The sequence below is a fragment of the Pseudomonas sp. RA_5y_Pfl1_P24 genome, from assembly GCF_963970945.1.
Lineage (GTDB): Bacteria > Pseudomonadota > Gammaproteobacteria > Pseudomonadales > Pseudomonadaceae > Aquipseudomonas > Aquipseudomonas tritici.
Window position 1 is genome coordinate 160802 of sequence record NZ_CAXAOJ010000002.1, and the last position, 18072, is coordinate 178873.

The window sequence follows — 18072 nt, forward strand, 5'->3', positions numbered from 1 at the left end:
ATTTGACGCTAATCCGAGGCGCGGGTATAAACCGCGTCTCGTTGTTTTGTCGGACCCTTCGCCCATGAGCTTCAGCCCCCTGATTCGCCAACTGATCGACGCCTTGCGCACTTTGCCGGGCGTGGGCCAGAAAACTGCCCAGCGCATGGCGCTGCAACTGCTGGAGCGTGATCGCAGCGGCGGCACCCGGTTGGCCCAGGCCCTGAGCCAGGCCATGACCGGTGTGGGCCACTGCCGCCAGTGCCGCACCCTCACCGAACAGGAGCTCTGCCCGCAATGCGCCGACCCGCGCCGCGACGACACGCTGCTGTGCGTGGTGGAAGGGCCGATGGATGTGTACGCGGTGGAACAGACTGGCTATCGCGGGCGCTACTTCGTGCTCAAGGGCCACCTGTCGCCGCTGGACGGCTTGGGCCCGGAAGCCATCGGCATTCCGCAACTGGTGGCGCGTATTGAAGAGCAGGGCACCTTTACCGAAGTGATCCTGGCCACCAATCCGACGGTGGAAGGTGAGGCGACCGCGCATTACATCGCCCAACTCCTGAGCAACAAAGGCCTGATCACCTCGCGCATCGCCCATGGCGTGCCGCTGGGTGGCGAGTTGGAATTGGTGGACGGTGGGACGCTGGCGCATTCCTTCGCCGGTCGCAAACCCATCGCCCTTTAAGGGGCGACACAGATCAAAAGGTGGGAGCGGGCTTGCTCGCGAATGCAGGGTAGCAGTCAACAAAGATATTGACTGATCCACCGCATTCGCGAGCAAGCCCGCTCCACATTGGTTTTGTGTTCTGGGTGAAATCTGCAGTCAACTTGATAGCCAAGCAAGCGCTTGGTAAGTTCGCTCTACCTCACAGTGGAGCTTGCCGATGTCTGCCTATCAGGACTACTTCGATCCCAGCCATCAATTGGTCCGCGAGAGCGTGCGCCGTTTTGTCGAACGCGAAATGTTGCCCGGCGTCGAGCAGTGGGAAGAGGCCGAGAGTTTTCCCCGAGAGCTGTACCTCAAGGCCGGCGCGGCGGGGATACTGGGCATTGGTTACCCCGAAGCCCTGGGTGGCAGTCATGAAGGTGATCTGTTCGCCAAAGTGGCCGCCAGCGAGGAGTTGATGCGCTGCGGCTCCGGCGGCGTGGTGGCGGGGCTGGGTTCGCTGGATATCGGCCTGCCGCCTGTCGTCAAGTGGGCGCGACCCGAAGTACGCCAGCGCGTAGCGCCGTTGGTGTTGTCGGGTGAGAAGATCATCGCCCTGGCTGTCACAGAGCCGGGCGGCGGTTCCGACGTGGCCAGCCTGCAAACCCGCGCCATTCGCGACGGCGATCACTACCGCGTCAGCGGCAGCAAAACCTTTATCACCAGCGGCATCCGCGCCGATTTCTACACCGTGGCCGTGCGCACCGGCGAGCCGGGTTTTTCCGGTATCAGCCTGCTGCTGATCGAAAAAGACACCCCCGGTTTTACCGTCGGCCAACCTCTGAAGAAAATGGGCTGGTGGGCGTCGGACACGGCTGAATTATTCTTCGACGATTGCCGGGTGTCTGCTGGCAACCTGATCGGCGCCGAGAACATGGGTTTCGCCTGCATCATGGGCAACTTCCAGAGCGAACGCCTGGCGTTGGCCCTTATGGCCAACATGACCGCACAGCTGGCACTTGAGGAAAGCCTCAAATGGGCCGCGCAACGCGAAGCCTTCGGCAAACCCATCGGCAAATTCCAGGTGATCAAGCATCGCTTGGCGGAAATGGCCACTGCCGTGGAAGTCTCCCGCGAATTCACCTACCGCCAGGCGGCAAAGATGGCCGCGGGAAAGAGTGTGATCAAGGAAATTTCCATGGCCAAGAACCTCGCCACTGACACGGCGGACCGCGTGACGTTTGACGCCGTGCAGATACTCGGGGGCCAGGGGTATATGCGTGGGAACCTGGTGGAGCGCCTGTATCGGGACAACCGCATCCTGTCCATCGGGGGAGGGACTCGGGAAGTGATGAATGAAATCATCAGCAAGCAGATGGGGTTGTGATCTTGTGTTCTTCTTGGCCTCTTCGCGGGCAAGCGGGCTTGCTCGCGAAGAGGCCGGACCGGACAACTAAGTAATCAGCTCAAGCGGTCAGCGCTCAGTCAACGCAAACTGCGTCAAACAAAACGTCGGAATCCCCATATCTTCCAACCGCTGCGACCCACCCAACTCCGGCAAATCAATGATCGCCGCCGCTTCAAAAATCTGCGCACCCATGCGCCGCACCAGGTTCGCCGCCGCGATCAGGGTGCCGCCTGTGGCAATCAAATCATCGAAGATCAATACCGAGTCACCCTCACACAGGCTGTCAGCGTGCACTTCCAGGAAGGCCTCGCCGTACTCGGTCTGATAACCCTCGGCCAGCACGTCGGCTGGTAGCTTGCCCTGCTTGCGAAAGAGGATCAGCGGCTTGTTCAGTTGATAGGCGATGATCGAACCGATCAGGAACCCCCGCGCATCCATGGCGCCGATGTGCGTGAAGTCAGCCTCGACATAACGCTGGGCAAAGCTGTCGGCCACCAGCCGCAGGGCGCGAGGCGATTGGAACAGCGGGGTGATGTCACGAAAGATCACCCCAGGCTTGGGGAAGTCGATGACAGGGCGGATCAGGGATTTGATGTCGAACGAATCAAAGGTCATCGTCGAAGAGTCCTGGGCTGGAAACGGACTCGAAGTATACCTGCGGCCTCGCCAGTTGGCGCGGCCGCAGCGTTTGGATCAGGCGTCGACCGTGCCGCCGGCCAATGCACACAGTTGGATCGGGTCGAGGATATGCACTTCCTTGCCTTCGGCAGCGATCAACTCGTTCTGCTGAAAACGGGTAAACACGCGGGACACGGTTTCCACCGCCAGGCCCAGGTAGTTGCCGATTTCATTGCGCGACATGCTCAGGCGGAACTGGTTGGCCGAGAAACCACGGGCGCGGAACCGCGCGGACAAGTTGACCAAGAAGGTGGCGATGCGCTCGTCGGCGGTTTTCTTCGACAACAGCAGCATCATTTGCTGGTCGTCGCGAATCTCGCGGCTCATCACGCGCATCAGCTGACGGCGCAGTTGCGGCAATTGCAGGGCCAGTTCGTCCAGGCGCTCGAAGGGGATTTCGCACACTGACGTAGTCTCCAGCGCCTGGGCCGACACCGGGTGAATCTCGGTGTCCATGCCTGACAGCCCCACCAGTTCACTGGGCAAGTGGAAACCCGTGATCTGTTCTTCGCCGCCATCGCTCAGGCTGAATGTCTTCAACGCGCCCGAACGCACTGCATAAACGGAATCGAACTTGTCGCCCTGGCGAAACAGAAACTCGCCTTTTTTCAGCGGGCGACCGCGTTTAACGATCTCGTCCAGCGCATCCATGTCTTCCAAATTCAACGAAAGTGGCAGGCAGAGGGGTGCCAGGCTGCAATCCTTGCAATGGGCCTGGCTGTGAGCGCGCAGTTTGACTGGCTCGGACATTTTTTAATCCTTGTGGGAAAACACACATAAGACGTAAGGGTAACGCACTGGAGGTCGCTGAAGCCAGCGTGTACAAAAAACCGGCAGCGGTATAAAGGTTTTTGTATCAAGGTCGATACAGCAGGCATACCTATTAGTCGGAGCCTGGATCATGTCTGTTATAGCCGCCTACAACCCTGCCATCCGCGTTCCGACTGTGCCGGATGCAAAGCCATTGGCTGAGGCCAAGGAAGAAGTACCAGGCGCTGAAACGGCTACTGCACCCAAAGTGGTTGAAGGTGTGACCGTGACTATTTCCGCCGATGCCTTCAAAGCCGCTGGTGCGGCCAAAAGCTCCAATGCGGATATCGATGACAGTGGCCTGGACGACAACGTCAAACAGGTGCTGAAAATGATCCGCCAATTGAAACAGCAGATCGCCGAAAAACAGGCCGAACTGGCGGCAGTCGCGGCGGCCAATAACCTTTCGCCCGAAGAGGCTCGAGCCAAGACCAGTGCTCTGCAAAGCGAAATCAGTTCTTTGCAGGCGGGCCTGATGTCGGCTCAGACCTCCCTGGCCAAGTCGATGAAAGGTATGAGCGCCAACGACTCGATGAAGGCCGCCTCCTTGTCGATGTAATCAGATCACCCGTGAAAATCGTTGCCGATTCTGGTGCTCCAGGTAGGCATCGAACACCATGCACACCGAACGCACCAGCAGTCGCCCGGCCGGCAATACACGAATGCCCTGGGCGTCGAGTTCGATCAGGCCATCTTCGGCCATGGCCTCCAGTTGCGGCCAGATGTCGTCAAAATACCCGCGAAAATCAATGTTGAAGGCCGGCTCGATCTTCTCGAACGCCAGGCTGAAATTGCAGATCAACTGTTGGATAACCTCCCGCCGCAACCGATCGTCCGAGGTGCAGACCAGACCGCGGCTGGTGGCCAGTTGCGCGCCGGCCAAGCTGTTCTGGTAGGCGTTGAGGTCGCTGCTGTTCTGGCAGTACAGGTCGCCGATCTGGCTGATCGCCGACACCCCGAGCCCGATCAGGTCGCAATGACCGTGGGTGGTATAGCCCTGGAAGTTGCGTTGCAGAGTGCCTTCTTCCTGGGCGATGGCCAGCTCGTCGTCCGGCAGGGCGAAGTGATCCATGCCGATGTAGCGATAGCCGGCCTGGGTCAATTGCTCGATGGTGGTTTGCAGCATCAGCAGCTTTTCTGCCGGAGAAGGCAAGTCGTCGGTGTTGATGCGCCGCTGCGGCATGAAGCGTTCCGGTAGATGCGCATAGTTAAATACCGACAGGCGGTCCGGTTGCAGGCTGATCACTTCCTCCACGGTGCGCGCGAAGTTCAGCGGGGTCTGCTTGGGCAGGCCGTAGATCAGGTCGATATTGATCGAGCGAAATTGCAGGGTGCGCGCGGCGTCGATGACTGCACGGGTTTCTTCCAGGCTTTGCAGGCGGTTGACCGCGCGTTGCACCTCGGGGTCGAGGTCTTGCAGGCCGACGCTGACGCGGTTGAAGCCCAGCTCGCGCAGCAGGCCCATGGTGGCCCAATCCGCCTCGCGGGGGTCGATCTCAATGCTGTAGTCGCCGGAATCATCATCCAGCAAATTGAAGTGCTGGCGCAGGCATGCCATGACCTGGCGCAGTTCGTCGTGGCTGAGAAACGTCGGCGTACCGCCGCCAAAGTGCAGTTGTTCCACTGGTTGTTTCGGGTCGAGGTGGCAGGCCACCAGCTGGATTTCCTGCACCAGGCGTTGCAGGTAAGCCTGGGCGCGGCCACGATCCTTGGTGATGACTTTGTTGCAGGCGCAGTAGTAGCAGATGTTCGCGCAAAACGGCACATGCACATACAGCGACAATGGCCGCACAGCCTTGCGACTGTCGCGCAGGGCGTGGAGCAGGTCGAACGTGCCGACCTGGCTGTCGAATTGTACGGCGGTGGGGTAGGACGTGTAGCGCGGTCCCGCCAAGTCGTAGCGGTGAATCAGATTGGTGTCCCAACGAATGGCGTCGAGCATGCGGGCGCTCCCCCGGATTGGCTAGTGGGGTGAGTCTAGGGGCGCGTCGAAGGTGGCATCTTGATTTGCATCAACGGGGAGCGGCGCTATGCCACATGGCGATTTAGTGGCCCATTAGCCAGGGCTGATGCGGACCGGGCAACGTCCAGATACCGAAGAGCATGACCAACAAGCCACCGGCCATCCGCACGCTGCGTTTGCGCAGTAGCGCCGTGACCCGCTCAGCCGCCAGGCCGGTGGCCAACAGTACCGGCCAAGTGCCCAGTCCAAACGCCAGCATCAGCAACCCGCTGTCCAGCGCATTCCCCTGGCTCGCCGCCCACAGCAACGTGCTGTAGACCAATCCGCACGGCAACCAGCCCCAGAGTGCACCCAGCAGCAACGCGCGCGGCAGGCTGGACACCGGCAGCAAACGGTTGGCAACCGGCTGGATATGCCGCCACAGGCCGCGCCCGAGGCTTTCGATGCGGGTGAGGCCGCTCCACCAGCCCGCCAGGTAGAGGCCCATGCTGATCAATAACAGCCCGGCGAGTACGCGCATGAACATCGCGGCCGGGCTGTTCGCCACCGCCCAGCCGGCCAGGCCGATCAACACGCCGGCAGCGGCATAGCTGAGGATGCGCCCCAGGTTGTACGCCAGCAGCAGGCGAAACCTGCGCCTGCGCTGCTCCCTGGGGATCGCCAGGGTCAATGCGCCCATCAGCCCGCCGCACATGCCCAAGCAATGGCCGCCCCCCAGCAGGCCGAGGATCAATGCGGAGATCAACAGCGGCGCCAGTTCAAGCATGGGGTGGGTCTTTGGGCGATTGTTCGGGGTGGTTGGCTTCTTCGACACCGGCCAGGTGATTCGGGTCCTGGTCGTCGAACAGCACGCTATGGGCCGGCCCATCGAGGTCGTCGTATTGGCCGCTGTCCACGGCCCAGAAGAAGATGTAGATGGCCACGCCCACTAACAGCAGCGCCGCCGGAATCATCACGTATAAAGCTGGCATCTGCACTCCATGTCCGCACGGCTCACACCGGCAGCGGGCGGGTTACTGAGGGGGCTCGGGCAACTGGCGCGCTCGGCAGGCGAGTCAGGCGCAGGGCATTGAGCACCACGGTCAACGAACTGAGGGACATACCGATAGCCGCCCAGATGGGCGTGATCCAACCCAGGGCGGCAAACGGCAGCATAAGGCCATTGTACAGCCCGGCCCACAGCAGGTTTTCAATGATCACGCGACGCGTGCGCCGCGCCAGGGAAAAGGCTTGCACCAGCGCGTCCAGGCGGTTGGAAAGCAACACCGCATCGGCGCTGGTCTTGGCCAGATCGGTGGCGGTGCCCATGGCCACGCTGATATCCGCGGCGGCGAGCACAGGCACATCGTTGACCCCATCGCCGAGCATCATCACCTTGCGGCCTTCCTTGTGCAGTTGTTGCAGCACCTGCAACTTGTCATCAGGGCGCAGACCACCGTGGGCTTCGTCGATCCCCAACTCGGCGGCGACACTGGCGACCATCGGCGAACTGTCCCCGGATAGCAACAGCGTGCGCCAGCCGCGCGCCTTGCAGGCGGCCAGCAGGGCCGGGGCGTCACTGCGCAGGCGATCATCGAGCACAAACCAGGCGAGGGCGCCTTCGCGGTCGCCAAGCAGCAGCCATTGACCCGAATCTGTCGGTGAGGCGGGGATCGCGCAACCACTGAGTTCGCAGACAAAGCCCGGTTGGCCAATGCGCAATTGGCGCTCGCCAACGCGGCCTTCAAGACCAAGCCCAGGCGAACTGAGCACCTCATCGGCGGCCAGCGGCGCGCGGCCAAAGGCGCGGGCAATCGGGTGTTCGGAACGGTTTTCCAGGGCGGCGGCGAGGCTCAGGCACAGGTCCGTGCTCAATGTGCCCAGGGGACGGATGGCTCTCAAGGCCAAGCGGCCTTCGGTGAGGGTGCCGGTCTTGTCGAAAATCACCGTGTCGATTTGGTTCAGCCCTTCCAGCACATGTCCGCGAGTCAGCAATAACCCGAGTTTGTGCAAGGTGCCAGTGGCGGCAGTGAGCGCGGTGGGTGTGGCCAGGGACAATGCACATGGGCAGGTCGCGACCAACATCGCCAATACAATCCAGAACGCCCGCGAAGAATCCAATTCCCACCACAGCAAGCCGATCAGGGCGGCGGCGATCAACGAGCATAGCAGGAACCACTGCGCAGCGCGGTCTGCGATCTGCGCCAGGCGCGGTTTGTCGGCCTGGGCGCGCTCCAGCAGGCGCACGATGGCGGACAGGCGCGTGTCATGGCCCAAGGCGCGCACTTGGACTGTTAATGCGCCTTCCACATTGAGGGTGCCCGCCGTGACCGCATCCCCGGTTTGGCGCGGTTGCGGCAGGTATTCACCGGTGAGCAGGGACTCATCAATGCTCGATTGGCCGTCGAGAATCACGCCATCCGCCGGCAGTACTGCACCGGGGTGCACCAGTACACGGTCACCCAACGCCAGCTCGGGAAGCAGGATGCGCTCGCTTTGACCATCCGCCTTGAGTCGCAGGCACGAGGCGGGCAGCAGGTTGACCAACTGCGCCGTCGCGGCAGCCGTCCGCTCGCGGGCACGCCGCTCGAGGTAGCGACCGGCCAGCAAGAACAGCGCAAACATGCCCACCGCATCGAAGTACAACTCACCTACGCCGGTGATCGCGGTCCAGATGCCCGCCAGATATGCACCGCCGATGGCCAATGAAACCGACACATCCATGGTCAGGTGACGCGTACGCAAGTCGCGCAAGGCGCCCTTGAAAAACGGTGCACAGCTGTAGAACACGATGGGTGTTGTAAGAAACATCGCCACCCAGCGCAGGATCACATGCAGCTCCGGGCTCAGGTCGATGTTGAATTCCGGCCAGGTGGCCATGGTTGCCATCATCGCCTGGAACCACAGCAGCCCAGCCACACCCAATTGGCGCAGGGCCAGGCGGTTTTCGCTGGCCAGTTGCTCGGCAGCGCGGTCCGCTTGATACGGGTGGGCGGCGTAACCGATATGGCGCAGCTCGCTGAGTAACTGGCTCAACGGCAACTGCCCGTCAGCCCAGCGCACCAGCAAGCGGTGGTTGGACACGTTCAGGCGCGCCTCGGCCACGGCGGGCAGGCGGCGCAGGTGTTTCTCGATCAGCCAGCCACAGGCGGCGCAGCTGATACCTTCCATCAGCAGCGTGGCTTCGGCGAGTTCGCCGTCGTGGCGTACAAAGGGTTTTTGCACGTCGGCGCGGTCGTACAGCGCCAGCTCGTCCACCAGTTGCACGGGTAACGCCTCAGGGTTGGCCGAGGCTTCGCTGCGGTGCTGGTAGTAGCTTTCCAGGCCACCGGCGACAATCGCTTCGGCCACCGCCTGGCAGCCGGGGCAGCAGAGTTCGCGGCGTTCGCCGAGGATCACGGCGGTAAAACGGCTGCCGGAGGGGACGGGGAGGGCGCAGTGGTAGCACGGGGTGGTCATGATCTGGAATCTATAGTGGCTGGGAGCGGCGGTGCGACTTGCCCGCGATGCGCGAAGCGCAGGTTTTTACTTTTTCAGGTCTTCGGCACCCTGCAACGGTTCATCACCCAGCAGCAAGTCTTTGTCGTGGCTGACCTGTTCTTCCTCGAACATGCGCCAGGTGCGGTCGCCTTCCACGCCGAGCAATTCGACGAAGCGACGGCCTTCGACCTTGTCGGTGACCTGGCCTATGTAGCGGCCGGGCTCACTGTCACTGCGGGCCAGGTTGATCTTGCGATCCTTCTCGGGCTGGGTCGGGGAAATCAGGTTCAATTCCAGGGTGGTCGGGTTGCTGTTGCCGGTGAGGTTCACCTCGACTTCACCGGTCAGCTCATCCAGGTGCATCTTGGCGCGCAGTTGCAGGGTCTGGGCCAGCAGCTCACGGTCGAGGGAACGGTTGATGCCTTTGCCGGCCTCATAGTAGTTGTCGTTGACCAGGTTGTCCGGGTTGTTCACCGCGATGGTCACCATGGACAGGGTCAAGGTCACCGAGCAGGCCAGGATCGCAATGATGATCCAGGGCCACAGATGCTTGTACCAGGGGCTTGCAGCAGTCGCTAGGGGCATTGTTGGCTCTCTTGATTAACGGACGTGTGGGCCGATGAATCGGCTCTTGGCTTCAATCTGGACGCTGGCGTCATCGGCATCCTTGAGCATGAAGGTCACCTCGTTGGTGCTCGATGGTAATTGTTCCGGCGCACTCGACAGCTCCACCGGCATGCTGACGATATCGCCGGCGGCCACCTTGATCTCGCGGCGGCCCTGCAGCTTGAGGTCCGGCAGGCCCGACGCATCGAGCACGTAGGTGTGGTCGCGCTGATCCTTGTTCATGATCTTTAGGCTGTAGACGTTTTCGATACGCCCTTCGGCGTTTTCGCGAAACAGCACGCGGTCTTTGCTCACGTCGAAACCCACCAGAGAGCGCATGAAGAATGCCGCCGCCAGCAGGCTGATCATGGCCAGCAATACCAAGGCATAGCCGATCAAGCGCGGGCGCAACTTGTGGGTTTTCTGCCCGGAAAGATTGTGCTCGGTGGTGTAGCTGATCAGGCCACGCGGGTAGTCCATCTTGTCCATGATGTTGTCGCAGGCGTCGATACACGCGGCGCAGCCGATGCACTCGATCTGCAGGCCGTCGCGGATGTCGATACCCGTAGGGCACACCTGCACGCACATCGTGCAATCGATGCAATCCCCCAGGCCCTGGGCCTTGTAGTCGACGCCCTTTTTACGCGGGCCGCGCAGTTCGCCACGACGTGGGTCGTAAGAGACAATCAGCGTGTCTTTGTCGAACATCACACTCTGGAAACGCGCGTACGGGCACATGTAGATGCACACCTGTTCGCGCAGCCAGCCGGCGTTGCCATAGGTGGCGAGGGTGAAGAAACCCACCCAGAAATACGACCAGCCATCGGCCTGGCCGGTGAAGAACTCGAACACCAGCTCGCGGATCGGCGAAAAGTAGCCGACAAAGGTCATGCCGGTCGCAAAGCCGATCAGCAGCCACAGGCTGTGCTTGCTGACTTTGCGCAGGAATTTGTTGGCGCCCATCGGCGCTTTATCGAGCTTGATGCGTTGGTTGCGGTCGCCTTCGGTGACCTTTTCGCACCACATGAAGATCCATGTCCACACACTTTGCGGGCAGGTATACCCACACCACACGCGTCCGGCGTACACGGTGATAAAAAACAGGCCGAACGCCGCAACAATCAGAATGCCCGACAGGAGGATGAAGTCCTGGGGCCAGAAGGTCGCGCCGAAAATAAAGAATTTACGCTCCGGCAGGTTCCACCACACAGCCTGGTGACCACCCCAGTTCAGCCACACAGTGCCGAAGTAGAGCAGGAACAGACCGGCACCACCGAGCATGCGCAGATTGCGGAACAGGCCGGTGAAGGCACGGGTATAGATTTTCTCTCGCGAGGCGTAGAGGTCGACGGTTTTGGCAGGCGGGGTAACGTCTTGTACCGGTATCTGGTCGCTCATCATTGCATCCCACGGCGGTGGAGACTTGCCTCGGCCAGTACGTGCCAACCGGGGTCAAATTAAAGGGTGTTGCAGTGGCCTGATGATACGCCCCCGTTGCTGCTGAAAGGGGACGACCTACGTGATCTGGATCAATTGACTTGGAAAGTAGGGTCGGTTTTGGCTGGCTCGGTCGTCAAATCGAAGGAGATCCAATGTGGGAGCGGGCAAGCCCGCTCCCACACTAGGTCTTCGGTGTTTTCAGCGCATTTGAAAGGTCTTACTGCTCTTCAGCCTTCTTATCCCCATGGGACAAGCTGTAAACGTACGCCGCCAGCAAGTGCACCTTGTCATTCCCTTGCAGTTGCTCCTGCGCAGGCATCTGGCCCTGACGGCCCCAACGGAGGGTCTGTTGCAGTTGGGCGAAGCTCGAGCCGTAGATGAAGGCGCCTGGGTGAGTCAGGTCAGGCGCGCCCATGGCGGGGGTGCCTTTACCGGCAGGGCCGTGGCAGGCCACGCAGTTGGCGGCGAAGAGTTTTTCGCCGTTGGCCACGTCAGCCTTGACGCCTTCTGGCAGTTTGCGACCGTCAAGGTTGGTCACCACGAAGGCGGCGACGTCGCTGACGCCTTGCTCCTTGAGGATATCCAGCCAGGCCGGCATCACGGCATGGCGACCCTTCATGATGGTTTCCTTGATGGTGGCGGGCTCGCCACCCCAGCGCCAATCGGCGTCGGTCAGGTTGGGGAAGCCATAGGCACCCTTGGCGTCGGAACCGTGGCACACCGAGCAGTTGGAGGCGAACAGACGGCCCCCCATCTTCAAGGCTTGTGGATCCTTGGCGACTTCCTCAATCGGCATCGAGGCGAATTTGGCGAAGATCGGCCCGAACTTGGCGTCCGACCTGGCCATTTCCTTTTCCCACTCGTGCACGCCGGTCCAACCGGTCTGGCCGTTGGCGAAAGCGGTTTGCTTGTCGTTATCGAGGTAGTTGTAGCCCGGCAGTAGGCCCTTCCAATTGCCCAGACCCGGGTACAGCACCAGATAGCCGAGGGCGAAGATGATGGTGCCGACAAACAGCATGAACCACCACTTGGGCAGCGGGTTGTCGTACTCCTCGATGCCGTCGAACGAGTGGCCGACAGTCTCGTCGGTTTGCTCGGCGCGCTGGCCCTTGCGGGTCGACAGCAGCAGCCAGGTCAGGGCGAAGATGGTACCCAGACTGAGGACTGTGACGTACAGACTCCAGAACGTAGTCATTCTTTGTTACTCCTAGAAGCTTGCTCGACGTGCTTGATGGCTTCGGGATCATCCGCAAAGGGCAGCAAGGTCGCGTCTTCAAACTCCGACTTGCGCTTGGGGCTGAACACCCACAACGCCAGGCCGATAAAGGCAACCATCACCACAACGGTGCCCAGCCCACGAATCATCCCGATATCCATGAAGAATCACCGTTTGCTTTTGATGATGGTGCCAAGGCCTTGCAGGTAGGCCACCAATGCGTCCATTTCGGTCTTGCCCTTCACGGCTGCGGCTGCACCGGCGATGTCTTCGTCGGTGTAGGGCACGCCCAGGGTGCGCAAGACTTCCATCTTCTTCGCGGTGTCCTTGCCGTCGAGCTTGTTTTCCACGAGGAACGGGTACGCCGGCATTTTCGACTCAGGCACGACGTTGCGCGGGTTGTACAAGTGCGCACGTTGCCAGTCATCAGAGTAACGACCGCCGACACGGGCCAAATCCGGGCCGGTACGTTTGGAACCCCACAGGAATGGGTGGTCCCAGACGCTTTCGCCGGCGACCGAGTAGTGGCCGTAGCGTTCGGTTTCGGCGCGGAACGGGCGGATCATCTGCGAGTGGCAGCCGACACAACCGTTGGCGATGTAGACGTCGCGGCCTTCCAGTTCAAGCGCGGTGCGCGGCTTCATGCCTTCCACCGGCTTGTTGGTGACGTCCTGGAAAAACAGCGGAACGATCTGGGTCAGGCCGCCGATACTCACGGCGATGACCATGAAGAAGGCCAGCAGGCCGATATTCTTCTCGACTACTTCATGCTTCATCAGTGGGCTCCCACAACGGCGATCTTGGCGGCGGCTTCGGCTTCGGCAGGGTCGGAGGCACGCACAGTGCGCCAGACGTTGTAGGCCATGAACAGCATGCCGGAGGCAAAGAACGCACCGCCCAACGCGCGGACGATAAAGCCCGGATGGCTGGCCTGCAGCGCTTCGACGAAGGAGTAGGTGAGGGTGCCGTCATCGTTGATTGCACGCCACATCAGGCCCTGGGTGATGCCGTTGACCCACATCGAGGCGATGTAGAGCACGGTACCGATGGTCGCCAGCCAGAAGTGCGTGTTGATCAGCCCGACGCTGTGCATCTGCGCACGGCCGAACAGTTTGGGGATCATGTGATACAGCGCGCCGATGGAGATCATCGCTACCCAGCCGAGTGCGCCGGCGTGTACGTGGCCGATGGTCCAGTCGGTGTAGTGGGACAGCGAGTTGACGGTCTTGATCGCCATCATCGGCCCTTCAAAGGTCGACATGCCGTAGAACGCCAGCGATACCACGAGGAAGCGCAGGATCGGGTCAGTGCGCAATTTATGCCAGGCACCCGACAGGGTCATCATGCCGTTGATCATGCCGCCCCAGCTCGGGGCCAGCAGAATGATCGACATGGCCATGCCCAGGGACTGCGCCCAGTCCGGCAACGCGGTGTAGTGCAAGTGGTGCGGGCCGGCCCAGATGTACAGGGTGATCAGTGCCCAGAAGTGCACGATGGACAGGCGATAGGAGTAAATAGGACGTTCGGCCTGTTTCGGCACGAAGTAGTACATCATCCCCAGGAAACCGGTGGTGAGGAAAAACCCTACGGCGTTGTGGCCGTACCACCACTGGATCATCGCGTCCGTGGCCCCGGCGTAGGCCGAGTAGGACTTGAACAGGCTGACCGGCAACGAGGCGTGGTTGACGATGTGCAGCATCGCCGTCACCAGGATAAACGCCCCGTAGAACCAGTTGCCCACATAAATGTGCTTGGTCTTGCGCTTGACGATGGTCCCAAAGAACACCACGGCATAGGTCACCCACACAATGGCAAGCAAAATGGCGATGGGCCATTCCAGCTCGGCGTATTCCTTGGTGGTGGTGTACCCCAGTGGCAGGGTGACGATGGCGCCGACAATGACCGCTTGCCAACCCCAGAAGGTGAAGGCCGCGAGGCTGTCGGAGATCAGTCGCGTCTGGCAGGTTCGCTGCACGACATAGTAGGAGGTGGCAAACAATGCACATCCGCCGAAGGCGAAGATCACCAGGTTGGTGTGCAGCGGGCGCAGGCGGCCAAAGGTCGTCCATGGCAAACCGAAATTCAATTCCGGCCAAACCAGTTGCGAGGCGATGAACACCCCGAGCCCCATGCCAAGGATCCCCCAGACCACCGTCATGATGGCGAACTGGCGGACTACCTTATAGTTATAAGCAGTCGGACTGATTGCTGTGCTCATTCTAAGGTTCCACGGTTTAGGTTTTTTTATAGGTAAAATCGGCCGCAAGTATGTAGAAAGCGAGGGGCCATTGCAACGCAATGGCTGACCTGTATCAATACGTTCCACGCCAGATTCTGCGCCCTTTCCATGTTTGGTGTAGGGATAAAATCCGAAATGGAAAGCTGATCGAGTGGACAGGAAATTTAGCGGGCGCAACGGCTGCCGTCGCGTAGGCCGGGAATGGTCCACTGTGGGAACAAGCGTAGACCCGAAAGTGAGGAGGGGAAAGGTGTGCTTTGGAAGGGTGCGACACTTGGTCGCTCATGATGTGGCTCATTCAAAAGTGAGCATGAACCTGTGACGAGGGAGCAAGCTCCCTCGTCACAGGTAAGCGGAGCCTCCCCTGACCAGGGGAGGCAGTCAGATGTTATTGGGGCTGGCTTTCTGGCGTTGCACCATCAGCGTTGTGGGACAGGCTGTAAACATACGCGGCCAACAAGTGCACTTTATCGTTACCTTGCAGCGCTTCCTGCGCTGGCATCTGGCCTTGGCGGCCGTGGCGGATGGTTTGCTGCAACTGCGCAAGGCTGGTGCCGTAGATGTAACCGGCCGGTTTGGTCAGGTCGGGCGCGCCCATGGCTTCCATGCCGTGGCCTTGCGGACCGTGGCATGCGACACAGGTGGTGTTGAACGCCGCTTGGCCTGCGGCCAGGTCAGCGGTGCTGTCGGCAGGCAATGGCAGATTGGCCACGTCGTGGCGGACGTAGGCAGCGACGTTTTTCACGCCGTTGTCGCCGAGCATGTCACCCCAGGCCGGCATCGCCGCGTGGCGGCCGTTCAGGATGGTGGCCTTGATCGCTTCAGCCGAACCGCCCCAGCGCCAGATGTTGTCCGCCAGGTTTGGGAAACCAAACGCGCCCTTGGCATCCGAGCCGTGGCACACCGAGCAGTTGGAAGCGAACAGGCGACCGCCCATTTTCAGCGCTTGCGGGTCCTTCGCGACTTCTTCCAGCGGCATGGCCGAGAATTTGGCGAAGATCGGCCCGAACCTGGTGTCAGCCTTGGCCATCTCCTTGTCCCACTCCTTGGACGACGTCCAGCCGTCTTCATAGCCCGGCAACACGCCTTTCCAGTTGCCCAGGCCCGGGTAGAGGATCAGGTAGCCGACCGCAAACACCAGGGTGCCGGCGAACAGCATGAACCACCACTGGGGCAGCGGGTTGTCGTATTCCTCGATACCATCGAAGGCGTGGCCCATGGTCTGGTCGACGCTGCCCTTGGTCTCGCCCTTGCGGGTGCCGATCAAGAGCCAGGTCAGGCCGATCAGGCTGCCGAGGGTCAGTACGCAGATCCATGTACTCCAAAACAGGGTCATGGCCGAGTGCTCCTTATTGCAGGCTCTTCTTGAGCGTCGGATGGAGAAGGTTCATCGGCGAACGGCAACAGGCGCGCCTGCTCGAATTCCGCATTGCGCCGGTTGTTGAACACCCACAGCGACAGGCCGATAAAGGCGATGGCGACCACCAGCGTGCCGAGGCCGCGGATGGTGCCCGCATCGAATTCAAATCCCATGGTTCACCTCTTGCTCTTGATGGCAGTGCCGAGCACTTGCAGGTACGAAACCAGCGCGTCCATCTCGGTCTTGCCTTTGAGGCTGGCCACGGCGGCACTGATGTCGTCGTCGGTGTAGGGCACGCCGAGGGTGCGCATCACGTTCAACTTGGTCTCGGTGTGGCTGCTGTCGACCTGCGCGGTGACCAGCCACGGATAGGCCGGCATTTTCGACTCGGGCACCACGTTGCGCGGGTTGTACAAGTGCGCGCGGTGCCAGTCGTCCGAGTAGCGTGCGCCAACGCGCGCGAGGTCCGGCCCGGTGCGCTTGGAGCCCCACAGGAACGGGTGGTCCCACACACTTTCGCCGGCGACCGAGTAGTGGCCGTAGCGTTCGGTTTCGGCGCGGAACGGACGGATCATCTGCGAGTGGCACTGTACGCAGCCTTCGCGGATGTAGATGTCACGGCCTTCCAGTTGCAACGCGGTGTAGGGCTTCATGCCTTCAACCGGTTTGTTGGTCACGTCCTGGAAGAACAGCGGGACGATCTGGGTCAGGCCGCCGATGCTCACGGCCAGCACCATGAGCAGCATCAGCAGGCCGACGTTCTTTTCAATCGTTTCGTGTTTCATCACAGACTCCTCAGGCCATCTGCGCCGCAGCGGCAACTTCGGCAGGTTGCGCCGAACGCACGGTGCGCCAAGTGTTGTAAGCCATCAGGAACATGCCGCTGAGGAAGATCGCACCGCCCACCAACCGCACGATGAAGCCAGGGTGGCTGGCCACCAGGGTTTCGACGAAGGAGTAGGTCAAGGTGCCGTCTTCGTTGACCGCACGCCACATCAGGCCCTGGGCAATGCCGTTGACCCACATCGAGGCGATGTAGAGCACGGTGCCGATGGTGGCCAGCCAGAAGTGCGCGTTGATCAGACCAAGGCTGTACATCTGCTCGCGACCGAAGACTTTCGGGATCATGTGGTACAGCGCGCCAATGGAAATCATCGCTACCCAGCCAAGGGCGCCGGCGTGTACGTGGCCGATGGTCCAGTCGGTGTAGTGGGAGAGGGCGTTGACGGTCTTGATCGCCATCATCGGGCCTTCGAAGGTCGACATGCCGTAGAACGCCAGGGAGACGACGAGGAAGCGCAGGATCGGGTCGCTGCGCAACTTATGCCAGGCACCCGAGAGCGTCATCATGCCGTTGATCATGCCGCCCCAGCTCGGTGCCAGCAGCACCAGCGACATCACCATGCCCAGCGACTGTGCCCAGTCCGGCAGCGCGGTGTAGTGCAAGTGGTGCGGGCCGGCCCAGATGTACAGGGTGATCAGTGCCCAGAAGTGCACGATGGACAAACGATAGGAATACACCGGGCGCTCGGCCTGTTTCGGCACGAAGTAATACATCATGCCGAGGAAACCGGCGGTGAGGAAAAAGCCTACCGCGTTATGCCCATACCACCACTGCACCATGGCATCCGTCGCACCGCCGTAGAGGGAGTAGGACTTGGTCAGGCTAACCGGGATTTCCAGGTTGTTGACGATATGCAGGATGGCCACGGTGATGATGAACGCACCGAAGAACCAGTTGCCGACGTAGATATGCTTGGTGTTGCGCTTCATGATCGTGCCAAAGAACACGATGGCATACGCCACCCAGACAATGGTGATCAGGATGTCGATCGGCCATTCCAGTTCTGCGTATTCCTTGGAACTGGTGTAGCCCAGTGGCAAGGAGATGGCGGCCGAGAGAATGACAAGCTGCCAGCCCCAGAAGCAGAATGCGGCGATTTTCGGCGCGAACAGCTGCGTCTGGCAGGTACGTTGCACCGAGTAGAAGGAGCTGGCGAACAGCGCGCAGCCACCGAAGGCGAAGATCACCGCGTTGGTGTGCAACGGGCGCAGGCGGCCGAAGCTGGTCCAGGGCAAGTCGAAGTTGAGTGCAGGCCAAACCAATTGAGCCGCGAGAAAAACCCCGAGCCCCATGCCGACGATGCCCCACACCACCGTCATAATGGCGAATTGGCGGACCACCTTGTAGTTATAGGCGGTACTTAAAGTAGTGTTCATGGTTCCCCATCCACGGTTCAGCCCAAGCAGATGCGACACTTGGGT

The 18072-nt window shown here is 60.9% G+C and carries 19 protein-coding genes; 3 read left to right on the forward strand and 16 right to left on the reverse strand.

Features of this window, described 5'->3' with window-relative positions; genetic code table 11:
• The first annotated feature begins 64 nt into the window (after positions 1-64).
• Both recR and AACY30_RS03290 read left to right on the forward strand, forming a co-directional pair.
• A complete protein-coding gene (gene recR / locus AACY30_RS03285; RefSeq protein ID WP_339539722.1) occupies positions 65-667 on the forward strand; it encodes a recombination mediator RecR in 603 nt (200 codons plus the stop codon).
• Between the two features lie 199 nt (positions 668-866).
• Positions 867-2015: an acyl-CoA dehydrogenase family protein gene (locus AACY30_RS03290; RefSeq protein ID WP_339539725.1), complete on the forward strand. Its 1149-nt coding sequence runs from the start codon at positions 867-869 to the stop codon at positions 2013-2015.
• Positions 2016-2102: 87 nt separating this feature from the next.
• Here the strand turns inward: AACY30_RS03290 and AACY30_RS03295 are convergent, their stop codons facing one another.
• Both AACY30_RS03295 and fnr read right to left on the reverse strand, forming a co-directional pair.
• On the reverse strand, positions 2103-2651 hold the full coding sequence (locus tag AACY30_RS03295) for an adenine phosphoribosyltransferase (protein ID WP_065873845.1): 549 nt from the start codon (positions 2649-2651) through the stop codon (positions 2103-2105).
• Positions 2652-2729: 78 nt separating this feature from the next.
• Positions 2730-3464 carry a fumarate/nitrate reduction transcriptional regulator Fnr gene (gene fnr / locus AACY30_RS03300; protein ID WP_049712041.1) on the reverse strand — a complete coding sequence of 245 codons (735 nt, stop codon included), beginning with the start codon at positions 3462-3464 and terminating at the stop codon, positions 2730-2732.
• A gap of 151 nt (positions 3465-3615) precedes the next feature.
• On the opposite strand from fnr, the gene AACY30_RS03305 reads away from it, so the two are divergent.
• Positions 3616-4083 (forward strand): hypothetical protein, encoded by a 468-nt coding sequence (locus AACY30_RS03305; RefSeq protein ID WP_339539727.1) that lies wholly within the window; start codon positions 3616-3618, stop codon positions 4081-4083.
• Here the strand turns inward: AACY30_RS03305 and hemN are convergent, their stop codons facing one another.
• From hemN to ccoN (AACY30_RS03375), 14 genes are all read right to left on the reverse strand, one after another.
• On the reverse strand, positions 4084-5466 hold the full coding sequence (gene hemN, locus AACY30_RS03310; protein WP_339539729.1) for an oxygen-independent coproporphyrinogen III oxidase: 1383 nt from the start codon (positions 5464-5466) through the stop codon (positions 4084-4086).
• Positions 5467-5569: 103 nt separating this feature from the next.
• Positions 5570-6253, reverse strand: coding sequence for a sulfite exporter TauE/SafE family protein (locus AACY30_RS03315; protein WP_339539731.1), 684 nt, complete (start codon positions 6251-6253; stop codon positions 5570-5572).
• The gene (gene ccoS, locus AACY30_RS03320) at positions 6246-6458 is read right to left on the reverse strand and encodes a cbb3-type cytochrome oxidase assembly protein CcoS (RefSeq protein ID WP_339418744.1); all 213 of its coding nucleotides are present in this window, start codon (positions 6456-6458) and stop codon (positions 6246-6248) included. The genes AACY30_RS03315 and ccoS overlap by 8 nt, the downstream gene beginning before the upstream one ends.
• Before the next feature lie 22 nt (positions 6459-6480).
• Positions 6481-8925 carry a heavy metal translocating P-type ATPase gene (locus AACY30_RS03325; RefSeq protein WP_339539732.1) on the reverse strand — a complete coding sequence of 815 codons (2445 nt, stop codon included), beginning with the start codon at positions 8923-8925 and terminating at the stop codon, positions 6481-6483.
• 66 nt (positions 8926-8991) lie between these two features.
• On the reverse strand, positions 8992-9531 hold the full coding sequence (locus AACY30_RS03330) for a FixH family protein (protein ID WP_339418740.1): 540 nt from the start codon (positions 9529-9531) through the stop codon (positions 8992-8994).
• A 15-nt stretch (positions 9532-9546) separates the two neighbouring features.
• A complete protein-coding gene (gene ccoG / locus AACY30_RS03335) occupies positions 9547-10950 on the reverse strand; it encodes a cytochrome c oxidase accessory protein CcoG (RefSeq protein ID WP_339418738.1) in 1404 nt (467 codons plus the stop codon).
• A gap of 259 nt (positions 10951-11209) precedes the next feature.
• The gene (gene ccoP, locus AACY30_RS03340; protein ID WP_339418737.1) at positions 11210-12187 is read right to left on the reverse strand and encodes a cytochrome-c oxidase, cbb3-type subunit III; all 978 of its coding nucleotides are present in this window, start codon (positions 12185-12187) and stop codon (positions 11210-11212) included.
• Positions 12184-12369, reverse strand: a complete 186-nt coding sequence (locus AACY30_RS03345) for a CcoQ/FixQ family Cbb3-type cytochrome c oxidase assembly chaperone (RefSeq protein WP_003175465.1) — start codon at positions 12367-12369, stop codon at positions 12184-12186. Before AACY30_RS03345 ends, ccoP (AACY30_RS03340) begins: the two co-directional genes overlap by 4 nt.
• Before the next feature lie 6 nt (positions 12370-12375).
• Positions 12376-12984, reverse strand: coding sequence for a cytochrome-c oxidase, cbb3-type subunit II (gene ccoO / locus AACY30_RS03350; RefSeq protein ID WP_003193167.1), 609 nt, complete (start codon positions 12982-12984; stop codon positions 12376-12378).
• Positions 12984-14426: a cytochrome-c oxidase, cbb3-type subunit I gene (gene ccoN, locus AACY30_RS03355; RefSeq protein ID WP_339436435.1), complete on the reverse strand. Its 1443-nt coding sequence runs from the start codon at positions 14424-14426 to the stop codon at positions 12984-12986. Before ccoN (AACY30_RS03355) ends, ccoO (AACY30_RS03350) begins: the two co-directional genes overlap by 1 nt.
• Positions 14427-14835: 409 nt before the next feature.
• The gene (gene ccoP, locus AACY30_RS03360; protein ID WP_339467954.1) at positions 14836-15783 is read right to left on the reverse strand and encodes a cytochrome-c oxidase, cbb3-type subunit III; all 948 of its coding nucleotides are present in this window, start codon (positions 15781-15783) and stop codon (positions 14836-14838) included.
• On the reverse strand, positions 15780-15980 hold the full coding sequence (locus tag AACY30_RS03365; protein ID WP_010208563.1) for a cbb3-type cytochrome oxidase subunit 3: 201 nt from the start codon (positions 15978-15980) through the stop codon (positions 15780-15782). Before AACY30_RS03365 ends, ccoP (AACY30_RS03360) begins: the two co-directional genes overlap by 4 nt.
• Before the next feature lie 3 nt (positions 15981-15983).
• Positions 15984-16592 carry a cytochrome-c oxidase, cbb3-type subunit II gene (ccoO, locus tag AACY30_RS03370; protein WP_065881223.1) on the reverse strand — a complete coding sequence of 203 codons (609 nt, stop codon included), beginning with the start codon at positions 16590-16592 and terminating at the stop codon, positions 15984-15986.
• 10 nt (positions 16593-16602) lie between these two features.
• Complete coding sequence (gene ccoN / locus AACY30_RS03375; protein WP_339418731.1) at positions 16603-18027, reverse strand: cytochrome-c oxidase, cbb3-type subunit I; 1425 nt, start codon at positions 18025-18027, stop codon at positions 16603-16605.
• Between the last annotated feature and the right edge of the window lie 45 nt (positions 18028-18072).